The organism is Ruegeria sp. BHSA123, from assembly GCF_059613425.1.
Genome location: NZ_JBXWSL010000002.1, coordinates 40,241 through 53,428, shown reverse-complemented (window position 1 = coordinate 53,428; position 13,188 = coordinate 40,241). Strand labels below are relative to the sequence as shown.

Sequence of the window (13,188 nt, the reverse complement as noted above, 5' to 3'; positions counted from 1 at the left end):
CTGGACTCACTCAATTCTTCGCCAGGCAAATACTCGAAAAAAGTTCGGGAGGACAGAATGAAAACAACACTACTCGCAACGTGCGCATTGTGCGTTGGAGCAACGGCTGGTTTTGCAGGCGGTCTGGACCGCAGCGGTCAGGGTATCAACCTGATCTTTGAAGAAGGCTCTGCAGTTCAGTTTCGGTTGGGGTATACCGACCCAAGCGTGACCGGCACGATGCCAGACATTTTTGGTACAAACGGCGGCCAACCCATTAGTTCAGGTGAAGTTGCGAACGACTTTTTTACACCGCACCTTGGGTTCAAAACGGCGCTTACCGAAAAGCTTGATTTCGCACTGATCTATGATCAACCCTACGGTGCCGATATTCAATATGCGGCCGCCTACCCGCTTTCGATCAACCCGGTTAATCCTACAGACCCCCGCGTGTTGCAGGCAACTGCTGACACTGATGCGATTACCGCTTTGCTACGGTACAAATTCGACGGTGGATTCAGTGCGATCGGCGGTATTCGCGCGCAGCGCGTCGAGGCTTCGATTACTGTTCCCATTACCGCAGGCTATCAGGTGAATACTGACGCAGATACCGCATTCGGGTATGTCGTGGGCGTCGCCTGGGAAAAACCTGAGATCGCCGCGCGCGTATCTCTGACCTATAACTCCAAGATCAGCCACGATCTTTCACAGACAGAATCCAGTGCTTTGACTGGAGGGTTGCCTGTAAACACTTCGAGTGAGATTGAAACACCGCAGTCTGTGAATCTGGATTTTCAAACGGGCGTGGCGCCCAAGACATTGTTGTTTGGCTCGATCCGTTGGGTCGACTGGCCACAACTTGTGTATAATCCGCCAAACTATCCGCCGACCAGCAACCTGGTTGACTATGACGACGCCACGTTCACCTACTCGCTGGGTTTGGGTTATCAGTTCTCGGAAGAGTTTTCTGGTGCTGTGACACTGGGCTACGAAACTTCCCAAGGTACGCCGGTTTCGAACCTCGGTCCGACAGATGGGTTCTGGAGCATCGGTCTGGGTGGCACGTATTCGCTTGAGAAGGCAAAAATCTCGGGCGGTGTTCGTTATACCGACATCGGGGATGCCACCGCGAATGGTGCTGGTCCCGCGGCACGTGGTACGTTCACAGGCAACAGCGCCTGGAGCGTTGGTTTCCAGATCACATACGCTCTGAACTGATCTGAGTAATCTTATGTAACTGTAAAGCCCCGCAGTTTCTGCGGGGCTTTTTCGCATGAACCGGGTCGCCGTTGGTTAACATCAATGAAACAGTGCCCGCATGAACGAACAAAAACACCTCTCTCTCCGCGCCTGGGCCGAGCTTTTGCTCCTTGGACTGATCTGGGGCGCCTCCTTTGTTTCCATCCGGGTCGCTCTGGACACGCTTCCCGTGATGACCTCGGTTTTGCATCGCACATTCTGGGCCATGCTGGTTTTGTGGCTGGTAACTTGGATCAGGCGGATCAAGGTGCCGCGCGCGCCCCGTATCTGGGGCACTTTTCTGGTCATGGGGCTGTTGAACAACGTCATCCCCTTCAGCCTGATGGCTTGGGGGCAGCTTTACATTGACACGGGTCTGACGGCGATCCTGAACGCGGCGACTGCGATCTTCGGCGTTTTGATAGCAGCACTGTTTTTTCGCGACGAGCGATTGACAAAAACCCGGCTACTGGGTGTCTGCCTGGGCTTTCTTGGTGTCTCAATCGCGATTGGAGTGCTGAACTTCTTGAGTTTCAGCCTGCAAAGCACCGCTCAGCTTGCAGTGTTGGCCGGAACAGTTTCCTACGCATGTGCCGCGGCTTGGGCGAGGCAGACTTTATCGCACCTTCCCCCGGTGATTGCCGCCGCCGGTATGCTGACGGCTTCGACAGTGCTGGTATTGCCAATAACACTAGCAGTTGATGGAGTACCCAGCTTGGCGTTACCCGCAATAACCTGGGTGGCCATCGGGTACTATGCGATTGTCGCAACGGCCGGCGCATATCTGCTTTACTACCGGGTTTTGGCAATGGCCGGCAGTGGCAATCTGATGCTGGTCACACTTGTCATACCTCCGGTCGCTATTGTTCTGGGTGCATTACTGCGCGAAGAGTCCCTGCCCCCAAATGCCTTTCTGGGCTTTGCCGTTCTGGCGATTGGCCTTTTGGTTCTCAATCGTTCGTCCCGGCCCAATTGACGCCGTGCGCTGCCCGATTTAGCTAGGGCAAAAAAGGACAGCGCAAAATGATCTACACCTCAGCCAATGACTGGCGCACGGCAAGCCGAAAGAAAGTGCTGTTCTTTGGCATGTCGGGGTTGGGCAAGACCTATGTATCCAACATCCTCAGAGATTCTGGGAACTGGTTCCACTACTCGATCGATTACCGGATTGGCACGCGCTATATGGGCGAGTACATCACCGACAATGCCAAGGCCGAGGCCATGAAAGTTCCGTTCTTGCGTGAACTGCTGTTGTCGGATTCGATCTATATCGGTTCGAATATTTCATTCGCCAACCTGACACCTGTTGCCGCTTATCTGGGCAAGCCGGGAAACCCCGATCTGGGCGGCTTGGACATGCCGGAGTACCGCCGCAGGCAGGAACAGTTTCGCTTGGCCGAAATTCATGCGCTGCTGGACACCGAATACTTCATCGACCGCGCCGAGCGTCTGTACAAATATCCTCACTTTATCTGCGATACGGGCGGATCCATCTGCGAGTGGGTAGATCCCGAAGACCCAAGGGATCAGGTTTTGTCCGAACTCGCGCGGCACACCCTCATGATCTGGCTGAAGGGTGACGAGGGTCACACAGCCGACCTTGTGCGCCGTTTCGACAAGGCCCCAAAACCCATGTCCTATCAGGCTGATTTCCTGACACGTTCCTGGACCGAGTATCTGGATCAACACGGCTGTGCAGAGGCCGAGGTCAACCCCGATGATTTTGTCCGCTGGACCTATGCGCAAGCCCTGGCCCATCGTCAGCCCCGATACGAGGCGATGGCAAAGAACTGGGGCGTGACGATTGATGCCAACGACATCGGCAAAATCCGCGATGCGGCCGATTTCGATGAGTTGATCGAACGCACCCTTGAGGCCAGACGCAATAACGCCTAACTACCAGTTTTCCCTAATCTCTTCGAAGTCAGACACATGCCCATCAAAATTCCCTCTGATCTGCCCGCCTTTGACGTCCTGAACAAAGAGGGCGTTATGGTCATGTCCGAGGATCAGGCAATGCGTCAGGATATTCGCCCCCTGCGCATCGGGCTGCTAAATCTGATGCCGAAGAAGATCCAGACGGAAAACCAGTTTGCGCGCCTGATCGGTGCAACCCCGTTGCAGATCGAACTGTCATTGATCCGTATGACGGAACATCAGACAAAAACCACTGCCGCCGAGCATATGTCCGAGTTCTATCAGCCTTTTCAGGAGGTCAAGGACCAGAAATTTGACGGCCTGATCATTACTGGCGCGCCGATCGAGCATCTGGAATTCGGTGATGTCACCTATTGGGATGAAATCAGCGAAATCTTCGACTGGACCCAAACCAACGTTCATTCAACCTTTGGTGTTTGCTGGGGAGGGATGGCGATGATCAACCATTTTCATGGTGTTCGAAAGCACATGCTGGATGCCAAGGCCTTTGGCTGTTTCCGCCACCGCAATCTGAACCCTGCATCACCTTTTTTACGTGGGTTCTCTGACGATTGCGTTATCCCGGTCAGCCGCTGGACGGAAATGAAACAAGATGAGATCGACGCCGCGCAGGGTTTGACGACCCTGCTGGGCAGCGATGATGTGGGCCCTTGTCTGGTCGAAGATCCCAGCCACCGCGCGCTGTATATCTTCAATCATTTTGAGTATGACAGCGACACGCTGAAACAGGAGTATGACCGCGACGTCGCCAATAACACGCCCATCAACGTGCCGATCAACTATTATCCGGATGATGACCCATCCAAGACACCTCAAAACCGTTGGCGCAGTCACGCGCATCTTCTTTACGGAAACTGGATAAACGAAATCTATCAGACGACGCCTTTTGATATGAGCAAAATTGGCCACTAAAACCTTGATATCCTTTAGCCTCATCATTCTGGGCCTTGTCGCTGTGACTGCGTGGCGCAGCGCCCGGATTGAAGCACATGCAGAAGCGGCTTTCCCACCCGAAGGCCAGATTCTTGATGTCGACGGAATCGCGGTTCATGCGGTTGTCATAGGGAATGGGCCGGATGTTGTCCTTCTTCACGGCTCAAGCGGCAACACCCGCGACATGACCTTTGCGCTGGCACCTATTCTGGCGGAAAACTACCGCGTCATCGTTTTTGACCGGCCCGGCCTGGGGTTTTCAGAAAGTTTCAACCCAGACGGTGAAACGATCACGGAACAAGCGGATATCCTGCAAAAAGCTGCTGCCCAGCTTGGGGCGGACAAGCCTGTCGTGGCGGGCCAAAGCTATGGTGGTTCAGTGGCGCTTGCATGGGCGGTCACCAGGACCGACGACCTCTCAGCACTTGTTCTGATCGCACCCGCCGCCATTCCGTGGGAAACGCCGCTGGATGGGTTTAACCAATTAGCGTCTACCACGCTCGGCAATACGCTCGCCCTGCCTCTGATTTCTTCCTTTGTGCCCGATTGGTACGTAACGCGGGCATTGGACAGTGTATTTGCGCCCCAATCGGCCCCCGCTGGATATGCTGAACATTTTGGGCCCGGCCTGACCATCCGGCGCAGTTCCATGCATGCAAATGCCAAGCAACGGGCCAACCTATTGGATGAGATAACCCAATTGCAGCCGCGATACGGTGAGATTTCAGTGCCAACCGAAATCGTTCACGGCACCGCCGACGACACTGTCGGCCTTGAATGGCATTCGCAACGTCTGATCCAGCAAATCCCGCAGGCCGAACTGGTCGCGTTACCGGGGATCGGTCACATGCCGCAGGTTGTCGCAGCGCCCGAGGTTGCTGCCGCAATTGATCGTGCAGTGCAGCGTGCAGGTTTGCGTTAATCCAAGCTCTAATCCATAGTCGGATATGGGTTTTATCGCGAGGTGACATATGGCTCGGACCGAAAAAGGTTCTATCGAGAAGTATTTTCAGGATAGCGCGCCCAAAGCTGTGCGGGATGAGATCGAGAATTCGAAGAAAGGCGATATCCTGAACCCGACCTACCCATATAGCGAGAAGATGAAACCCAAGGACTATGATGAGCAGATGGAACTGCTCCAGATCGAGCTGGTCAAAATGCAGTCTTGGGTCAAGGACACGGCGCAACGGATCGCCATCATCTTCGAAGGCCGCGATGCTGCCGGTAAGGGCGGAACGATCAAACGGTTTCGCGAAAACCTGAACCCGCGCGGAGCGCGCAATGTGGCGCTCAGCAAACCCTCGGAAACTGAACGCAGTCAATGGTACTTTCAGCGCTACATCCCGCACCTGCCTGCAGCCGGCGAGATCGTGTTCTTTGACCGCAGCTGGTACAATCGCGGCGTGGTCGAAAACGTCTTTGGTTTCTGCACCCGGGAAGAGCGCGAGCGGTTCTTTCGTCAGGTTCTGCCGCTTGAAACGGGTCTGGTCAATGATGGCATCAAACTCTTCAAGTTCTGGCTCAATGTCGGGCGCGCTGAGCAACTGAACCGTTTTCTGGCCCGTGAAACCGACCCGTTAAAGCAATGGAAACTCAGCCCGATTGACGTGGCAGGGTTGGACAAGTGGGACGAATACACACAGTCGATTTCGGAAACTCTTACCCGGTCACACTCAGACATATCTCCTTGGACAATAGTCCGGTCCGACGACAAGAAACGCGCCCGTCTTGCAGCAATTCAATCGGTCCTGCACACGCTGGACTATGATGAGAAGGACGCAAAAAGCATTGGTGACATTGATCCCCTGATCTGCGGTGGTCCGGATGTCTGGGAAGCGTAGGTTGCGTTTTCGCCCTGCCCGGCCAAGGCTTTCAAGGGCAAGTGTTGGACGACCGGGTGTATTTGGTCTATCCCCTTGTCTTCCAATACCTAATCGAAGAACCTGAGGCCGGGATGTCGAAACGCGGTTATCATCACGGAAACCTAAAGCAAGCTCTGATCGAGGCAGCCTTGTCCCTGATCGAAGAAAAGGGGCCGACAGGTTTTACGTTATCTGAAGCCGCCAAAACCGCTGGCGTAACACCAGCCGCAGTCTATCGCCATTTTGAAGGGCGCGAAGACCTTATCGCCGAAGCCGCACGGCAGGGATTCGAGATGTTCGCGGACCTGATGCAATACGCTTATGACACAGGCCAACCCTCTGCCCTATCCGCCTTCGAGGCAACCGGGCGGGCCTATCTGGCTTTTGCCCGGAAGAACCCCGGCCACTACATCGCCATGTTTGAAAGCGGAATTTCGTTGAATCGCACCCCAGAATTATCCATGGCCGCCAATCGGGCCAAATCGGTTCTCGAGAAAGCAGCCGCTGACTTGTCGCAACATATTCCACCAGAAAAGCGCCCGCCCGCGTCGATGTTCAGCGCGCACATCTGGGCGATGAGCCATGGCGTGGTCGAATTATACGCGCGCAATACCGGGGCGACGTCTCCCTTCCCCCCGGAAGACCTGCTGGAAAGCGGCATTGGTATCTATCTGCGAGGGCTGGGTCTGATCCCGCAGGACGACTGACACCTTTCAAAAAGTTCGACTGCTTTGCGGTAAGCTCAGCCCGGACGTAACGTTGATAAGATTCATCTCGCCCATTCCCTTTATGTCGACACGTCCCAGGTCCGAGACCTGAAACTCATCAATCAGGGCGTATTTCATCTCTTCCGGCGCAACTATTTTCATAGGATTGGCGAAAATTTGCAGTCGGGACGCGATATTTACCGCCGGACCGAAAACGTCGTAGACGTATTTCTGAATGCCCACGACAGACCCGACTGCGGCCCCCATGCCCAAACCGATCCGGGCCTGCCATTTGTGCGGATGGCTTTCGTTACGGCGTTCGAGATAACGCAGGAAACGTACCGCGCAATGGGCCACTGCAGTCGCATGATCGGGTGTCGGGTCAGGCATGCCTGAGACCGCAAGATATGCGTCACCTATTGTTTTGATCCTTTCACACCCGAATTGTTCAACGATCCTGTCAAACGCCGTGAAAATGTCGTTCAACTCACTCAGGGTCACTGTCGGGTCGGTCTTGGCCGCGAAATCGGTGAAACCCACAAAGTCCAGCATGACCACAGACACCTGCTTGTAGAGCTGCGGAGTGACGACACCGAAGGTTTTGAACTCTTCATAAACAGCCCGTGGCATCAGGTTCAGAAGCAGGCGTTCAACCCGTTCTTTTTCGCGTTCCAGTTCTCGTGTGTTGCGTTCGACCATGGTGGAATAGCTGTCGATCATGCTTTCCAGCTCGCGAATGCGCGTGATGTTCTGGCATTCGACAATCAGAACCTGCTCGGACAATCCGCTTGCCAACGAAACTGCGACCGCAAAGATCAAGGTCCGCCGCTTTGGTTTGATCTGCAACTCAACCGAATATCTCAGGCCCGATTGCTTGACGTCTTCCAGTTCTTTGGGATCAAGGGCAGGCAGAATGTCCGTAAGAGTACTGCCGTTCTCGGGGGTTCCAAACCACTCTGCGAAAGGTCCGTTATGAAACACGAACTGAAGATCCGAGGCGCGCACCACGGCAATGCCGACACCGATGGCGCGTAACAGCTGTTCGTTTATCGCATGAATGCTCATGCCGCGTTTCGGGCGACGATAATTGAACGCTTCCCTTCAATTGCAGCCAGCGCGGTTTTGATATCCTGATCGGACATACCATGCACGCTCAGCGCTTCGCCAAACAGCTCAGCCATCACATCAAATTCGTCGTGTGAAATACCCAGATGCCTGTGAACGGCTTCGATCCTGTCATCACTGAATGACGCCGGTCCGCCAATCAGGGACGATACGAATTTCGTCTGATGATCAATCAGCCGAGGCATGTCGATATCTTCAAAATAATGGCCGATATCATCCGAATCCAACGCCATTTCATAGAAGGTCATCACGACACGGCTGATCGTTTTGAAGCCACCGTATTTGTCATAAAGCGTTTGTGTCACACGAAAACCCAAGCGATACAGAACAAAAACACTATAACTCTATATCAAATTGATATTTTTGTTAATGTTTATGGTGTTTTTTATTTTCCGGTTTACCGGGTATTCTTTTAAGGGAAAGCAATAGCGACCAGGGTACACGATCCTGGGCTTTCGGAAATCTGGCGTGGTTCACGAAACTGCGTTGCACAGCCAAGACGCCGGGGCAGACATAGTTCTCTGTAAAAAGGGGCAATGGCGGAGAGACAGGGATTCGAACCCTGGAGACGGTTCCCCGCCTACACACTTTCCAGGCGTGCGCCTTCGACCACTCGGCCACCTCTCCGTGCCGGCGATGTTTGGACCAATGTCATGGAATTTGCAAGGCCCCAATTCGGCGAAATCACGGGAAAGATCAATTAAATCCGGTCGCCTTTCCGGTGCGCCAAACCACCGGAAAGGCTACCCTTCAGCTTTCGGACAGGTCGTCAGAATTCATCGCCAGCGTCGGGGTCCAGATCAGATTCGGTCAGTTCAACTGGCTCTCTTGTCGTCGACTCATCTGCCTTCTGTTTGGACGCTGAACCAGCCGCTTTCACCTTGTTTGAGGTCTGCAAAGCTTCGGGATTACGCAACCAGATATCACGCTGTGCAAACGGCACCTCGATGCCTGCTTCAAGGAAGCGTCGGTTGATTTCGTGGTTCATGTCGGATTTGACGGACAGAACCCAGTTCACATCCCGCAGGATCGCCCTGATTTCAAAATCCAATGCATCCGCTCCAAACCCCTGAAACACCACACTGGGTGCCGGGTTGGCCAAAACCATCGGGTGGTTGTTCGCAACCTCACTCAGGATGGTCTCGACCAGACGCGTATCAGTGCCATATGCGACGCCGACCGGAACAATCACCCTGCCGATTGTATTGCCACGCGTATAGTTGGTGACAACACCGCTGATCAGGTCCGAGTTGGGAATGATCACATCCGATCTGTCGAACGTCTCGATACGGGTCGAGCGGACGGAAATGTCACGCACGTAGCCCATCATCCCGTTCACATCAATCCAGTCACCCTTGGAGATTGGCCGTTCCACCAGAAGGATGATGCCGGACACAAAGTTGGACACAATCGTCTGCAGCCCAAAGCCAATACCGACAGACAGTGCGCCCGCAACAATTGCCAGCGACGACAGATCAAACCCCGCGACCATAATCGCTGCCAACGCAGCCAGAAAGATCCCGATATACCCCGAGCCAGCGACAATCGCGTTCTGCCCGCCCGGATCGATGCTGGTTTTGGGCAACAGCGAGTTGCGCAACCCGCTTTGCAACAACCGTGTCAGCGTATATCCGATTGCGAAAACAGCGATAAATGTCAGGAAATTGCTGGGCGAGATCATGACACCGCCGATGTCAAAGCCAAGCAGCAGACGTGACCACACCTCAAGCAGGTCCGTTTCGCGCGCGCCCCAGTATATCGCCAGAACAGGCAGCGCGACGATGGCGAGTGCAAAGCCCACCAGGACCGAAAAAAGAGAGTCGCGCGCAGCGTCGCCCTGCCCTGTGATCCATCCGTATATCTGACTGACGAACCGTTGGAAAATCGCCAGAGCGGCAATCAGAACCAGCGTTTTTACCGCCGGAAACACGATCGCTTCGGCCGCATTAGTATAGCCGGCCAGTGCCAGTACGGGTGTTGCGATCCCCAGCAGGAACATGGCCTTGCGCAGGAATTCCAACAACTGGCTGAATCCGGCGGCCCGGGTAGACGCCGTCTGGTCCAGCAGGCGGTCGTTCGTTCTGATCTGCCGCACGCGGAGCAAAAGCAATGCCGTTCCAACAATCACGGGAAAGCTGATCACCGCACGAGTCGCATCCGAGACGTTTTCGATCTGCTGAAACAGAAGCGCCAGTTCGTGCAGGATCAACATCAAAGCCAACAGATCAATGTATATCCGCAATTCGGTAATCCGAGCAGCAGACAGGCGCTTGAATCCTTGTGAAGCGCCAATCACGTAAATCTGTCGGCCAATCCAGTCGTAGAAGAAGGCAATTGCCGCCCAGTAGGGGATTTTTTCCAGCAACAAACTGCCTCGCAGACCCGGAATACCCGAAAGACTGATCGCGGCGATGGCGGCAACGACACCGATCCATGGCAACAGAATCCGCAACAGAGAAATGATGAAGGACCAAACACCAGTGCCCGCTCCGCCCAGCAACCTCAGATAGTCGCCGCCCCGCTCGGACCAACGTTTGCCGAAGATCAGTAATACCGCGGCCAGGATCACCAGAAACAGGATTCCCAAGCCACGATCACGGATACGTTCTTTCACTACGTCCGAACGCAGGTTGGTAATTGTTTCATTTGTCAGGCTCTGAAGCGCCTCTTTTACGTCTTGCCATGCAGGTCCCCAATATACGGGGTTGATCGGTGACGGCCCGCGCTCAAAGAATTGTTTTGTCTGCCGCGTCCGGATGATCCGATCGATTTCACTGATCAATCCATTTGCGCGGGTATAAGCTTCTTCGGAAATGATGCGCGGCACCCGCAAACTGTTGAGCTGCTCATTAAGATGAGTTCGCAATTTAGCGATGTCTTCAGGTTCGGCCGCGTCCCCTTCGGGTTTCGGACCAAGCGCCTTGATCTGGCTTTCCAGCGTTGTGATACGGTCTGTGTTGGCGCTGCGTGCCTTGTTAAAGTCCTCTCGGTAACCGTTTATTTCAGAACGTAAATTCTCAAACGCAGCGTTTGACGCACGGTTCGCTTCAATCACGGACTCGGCACGGTCAGCCGTTTTTATCCAGCCCCGGTAATACTCACTTTGCCTGTCGGTCAGCTGCGCGACAGCACCGCCTGCGAGCCCGACAAGACACAGGAATACCAGTGTCAGAAACAGGCGAACCTGCCCAGGCATTACACGTCCTCGAAAACGCCGGGAATGCTGCGCGGTGCTTCGGTCATCCAATCCGGCACCGGCAATTCTTTCTCGCGCAGGAAATCCGGGTTGAACAGCTTGGACTGATACCGCGTGCCATAGTCGCAAAGGACAGTCACAATCGTGTGGCCCGGCCCCATTTCCTTGGCCAGACGCACGGCGCCCGCCATGTTGATCGCGGTTGACCCGCCCATAACCAGCCCCTCTTCACGGAGCAGGTCAAAGATATAGGGCAACGCCTCGGTGTCAGTGATCTGATAGGAATGATCCGGCGTGAACCCTTCCAGGTTCTTTGTTATCCGCACCTGTCCGATACCTTCGGCAATCGATCCGCCCTCCATCGCGATTTCACCGGTGGTGTAGTAAGAGTAGAGACCCGCACCCATAGGATCGGCCAGACCGATTTTCACACCCTTGGGCTGCAACGCTTCGGCAACCCCGGCCAACGTACCGCCCGACCCGACAGCACAGATAAACCCGTCGACCTTACCTGCTGTTTGTTCCCAGATTTCGGGCCCTGTGGTTTCAACATGGGCCTGACGGTTCGCCACGTTGTCAAACTGGTTGGCCCAGATCGCCCCATTGGGTTCGGTCTGCGCCAATTCCTCGGCCAGACGGCGGGAATAATGCACGAAATTGTTGGGGTTGCGATAAGGTGCGGCCGGAACTTGAACCAGTTGTGCACCTGCCAGCCGCAGCATGTCTTTCTTTTCTTCCGACTGGGTCTCCGGGATCACAATCACGGTCTTGAACCCCATTGACGCACCCACCAGCGCCAGGCCAATACCGGTATTGCCTGCGGTGCCTTCCACAATGGTGCCGCCGGGCTTCAAATCGCCCCGCGCAATGGCATCACGGATAATAAAGAGTGCAGCACGGTCCTTGACGGATTGACCGGGGTTCATGAATTCGGCTTTGCCGAGAATTTCGCAACCAGTTTTTTCACTGATGCGGCGCAGCCGGATCAACGGTGTTTTTCCTACTGCGTCAGCAAGATCTCGTGCAATGCGCATGACGGCCCCTTGTCGTTTGTACCATCGAAGATTTACAGCCGCACCGCCGCGACCACAAGCAGGATAGTCACCCGCGCAATCTGTCCCGATGGCGGGCCAGCCAATAAGCCAGAGACACCAATTGTAGATCCTTGAAAACATGACGATCCGTCAAGTCTATGAATTCATCGAACGGCAAGATTTGACTGCGGATGTCTTCACCTTCTGTGTCCAGGCCGCCAGTGATTGTGGTGTGTGTCAACTCACCCAGACCAACATAAAGATACATGAACCCGGTGGAAGATCCGCTCGAGGTATAGGCCCCGCCGGCATATTCCAGCCTGTCAAAACGAATACCCGCCTCCTCCATCGCCTCGCGATGCGCGGCCTGTTCGGGTGTCTCGCCCGGATCAATCATCCCGGCCACCGCTTCCCAAAGCCAGGGTTCCGGATCGTTGTTCAGGAAAACCGGCGGTCTGAACTGTTCCACGATCAAAACGGTATCACGGACCGGATCATAGGGCAGAACGCCGACCGCACTGCCCTGCAACAAGCTTCCACGGCGCAGCACCGGACCCATGCTGCCGTCATGCCGCCGGTGTTGCAGATCGATTTCCTCCATCCCGAAATAATCGAGATACACCCGGTCATGGCGATGCACGATCACGTCTTTTGCAATGTCCCGCGGATCACCGGTTCGCCGCTGCCCGGCCATAATCTTCGACCAGGCACGCGTTTGCGTGGCGCGAATACTGCGGGCCATGACCCGGGGGGCGACCTTCCCGAAATAGGCCATCTCTTCCTCAGCTGCGAGCGTTGTGAGTTCGCCCAATCTGTCCGCCCAGTTCTGAAGCGACCACAAATCACCCGGTCTCCATGCATCGGGTGCCGGAAAAAAGACCTGCGCTTCGGCCTCGGTCCCGTCTTCTAATTCGACTTTCAAAGGCTTCAGATCATAGTCGAAAGACCCTTCGTAATAATCCAGCCTGGCCAGATCCTCAGGCGACAAGTCCTGCACGAGCAACCCTTCGGCACTGGCGCCTTCCGTTTCCAGGATCATCGGGAAATCCTGCCCCTGAACAGAATGGACAGCATGGCCTCGAAGTCGGGCGGGCCGTGCTTTGCTTTCGCTCAGAGGATGGCCAAGAACGCGTTCCAACAACGGCAAGTGCCGCAGCGTTCCATAAAAAAACAAA

At 54.9% G+C, this 13,188-nt stretch carries 12 protein-coding genes and 1 tRNA gene; 7 read left to right on the top strand and 6 right to left on the bottom strand.

Translation table 11 applies throughout. The features are described from left to right. Window positions 1-57 precede the first annotated feature (57 nt). From AC2FNC_RS01310 to AC2FNC_RS01280, 7 genes are all read left to right on the top strand, one after another. The gene (locus AC2FNC_RS01310) at window positions 58-1,197 is read left to right on the top strand and encodes an OmpP1/FadL family transporter (RefSeq protein WP_480516822.1); all 1,140 of its coding nucleotides are present in this window, start codon (window positions 58-60) and stop codon (window positions 1,195-1,197) included. Between the two features lie 100 nt (window positions 1,198-1,297). Next, on the top strand, window positions 1,298-2,194 hold the full coding sequence (locus AC2FNC_RS01305) for a DMT family transporter (RefSeq protein WP_496714418.1): 897 nt from the start codon (window positions 1,298-1,300) through the stop codon (window positions 2,192-2,194). Window positions 2,195-2,241: 47 nt separating this feature from the next. Next, window positions 2,242-3,114, top strand: coding sequence for an ATPase (locus AC2FNC_RS01300; RefSeq protein WP_480516818.1), 873 nt, complete (start codon window positions 2,242-2,244; stop codon window positions 3,112-3,114). Window positions 3,115-3,150: 36 nt separating this feature from the next. After that, window positions 3,151-4,068, top strand: coding sequence for a homoserine O-acetyltransferase MetA (gene metA / locus AC2FNC_RS01295; protein ID WP_480516816.1), 918 nt, complete (start codon window positions 3,151-3,153; stop codon window positions 4,066-4,068). Next, window positions 4,058-5,011 carry an alpha/beta fold hydrolase gene (locus AC2FNC_RS01290; RefSeq protein ID WP_496714416.1) on the top strand — a complete coding sequence of 318 codons (954 nt, stop codon included), beginning with the start codon at window positions 4,058-4,060 and terminating at the stop codon, window positions 5,009-5,011. Before metA ends, AC2FNC_RS01290 begins: the two co-directional genes overlap by 11 nt. A 49-nt stretch (window positions 5,012-5,060) precedes the next feature. Further along, complete coding sequence (ppk2, locus tag AC2FNC_RS01285) at window positions 5,061-5,930, top strand: polyphosphate kinase 2 (protein ID WP_480553346.1); 870 nt, start codon at window positions 5,061-5,063, stop codon at window positions 5,928-5,930. A 113-nt stretch (window positions 5,931-6,043) separates the two neighbouring features. After that, window positions 6,044-6,658, top strand: a complete 615-nt coding sequence (locus AC2FNC_RS01280) for a TetR/AcrR family transcriptional regulator (RefSeq protein WP_480476721.1) — start codon at window positions 6,044-6,046, stop codon at window positions 6,656-6,658. Window positions 6,659-6,664: 6 nt separating this feature from the next. Here the strand turns inward: AC2FNC_RS01280 and AC2FNC_RS01275 are convergent, their stop codons facing one another. The 6 genes from AC2FNC_RS01275 to AC2FNC_RS01250 all read right to left on the bottom strand — a co-directional run bounded on the left by AC2FNC_RS01275 (window position 6,665) and on the right by AC2FNC_RS01250 (window position 13,187). Beyond that, complete coding sequence (locus tag AC2FNC_RS01275) at window positions 6,665-7,723, bottom strand: adenylate/guanylate cyclase domain-containing protein (RefSeq protein WP_480472441.1); 1,059 nt, start codon at window positions 7,721-7,723, stop codon at window positions 6,665-6,667. Beyond that, a complete protein-coding gene (locus tag AC2FNC_RS01270) occupies window positions 7,720-8,088 on the bottom strand; it encodes a group I truncated hemoglobin (RefSeq protein ID WP_480493317.1) in 369 nt (122 codons plus the stop codon). The genes AC2FNC_RS01275 and AC2FNC_RS01270 overlap by 4 nt, the downstream gene beginning before the upstream one ends. A 232-nt stretch (window positions 8,089-8,320) precedes the next feature. Continuing rightward, window positions 8,321-8,410, bottom strand: a tRNA-Ser gene (locus tag AC2FNC_RS01265). 142 nt (window positions 8,411-8,552) lie between these two features. Then, window positions 8,553-10,979, bottom strand: coding sequence for a DUF3772 domain-containing protein (locus AC2FNC_RS01260; protein ID WP_496714413.1), 2,427 nt, complete (start codon window positions 10,977-10,979; stop codon window positions 8,553-8,555). Next, window positions 10,979-12,013 carry a cysteine synthase A gene (locus AC2FNC_RS01255; protein WP_480622480.1) on the bottom strand — a complete coding sequence of 345 codons (1,035 nt, stop codon included), beginning with the start codon at window positions 12,011-12,013 and terminating at the stop codon, window positions 10,979-10,981. The genes AC2FNC_RS01260 and AC2FNC_RS01255 overlap by 1 nt, the downstream gene beginning before the upstream one ends. Window positions 12,014-12,080: 67 nt before the next feature. After that, entirely contained in the window at window positions 12,081-13,187 is a 1,107-nt protein-coding gene (locus tag AC2FNC_RS01250) for an NUDIX domain-containing protein (protein ID WP_480476718.1), read from the bottom strand. Window position 13,188 lies beyond the last annotated feature (1 nt).

Bases quoted from the DNA above. Each gene is read 5' to 3' on its own strand.
- AC2FNC_RS01310 (WP_480516822.1), top strand. From the start codon at position 58: ATGAAAACAACACTACTCGCAACGTGCGCATTGTGCGTTGGAGCAACG.
- AC2FNC_RS01305 (WP_496714418.1), top strand. From the start codon at position 1,298: ATGAACGAACAAAAACACCTCTCTCTCCGCGCCTGGGCCGAGCTTTTG.
- AC2FNC_RS01300 (WP_480516818.1), top strand. From the start codon at position 2,242: ATGATCTACACCTCAGCCAATGACTGGCGCACGGCAAGCCGAAAGAAA.
- metA (WP_480516816.1), top strand. From the start codon at position 3,151: ATGCCCATCAAAATTCCCTCTGATCTGCCCGCCTTTGACGTCCTGAAC.
- ppk2 (WP_480553346.1), top strand. From the start codon at position 5,061: ATGGCTCGGACCGAAAAAGGTTCTATCGAGAAGTATTTTCAGGATAGC.
- AC2FNC_RS01280 (WP_480476721.1), top strand. From the start codon at position 6,044: ATGTCGAAACGCGGTTATCATCACGGAAACCTAAAGCAAGCTCTGATC.
- AC2FNC_RS01275 (WP_480472441.1), bottom strand. From the start codon at position 7,723: ATGAGCATTCATGCGATAAACGAACAGCTGTTACGCGCCATCGGTGTC.
- AC2FNC_RS01260 (WP_496714413.1), bottom strand. From the start codon at position 10,979: ATGCCTGGGCAGGTTCGCCTGTTTCTGACACTGGTATTCCTGTGTCTT.
- AC2FNC_RS01255 (WP_480622480.1), bottom strand. From the start codon at position 12,013: ATGCGCATTGCACGAGATCTTGCTGACGCAGTAGGAAAAACACCGTTG.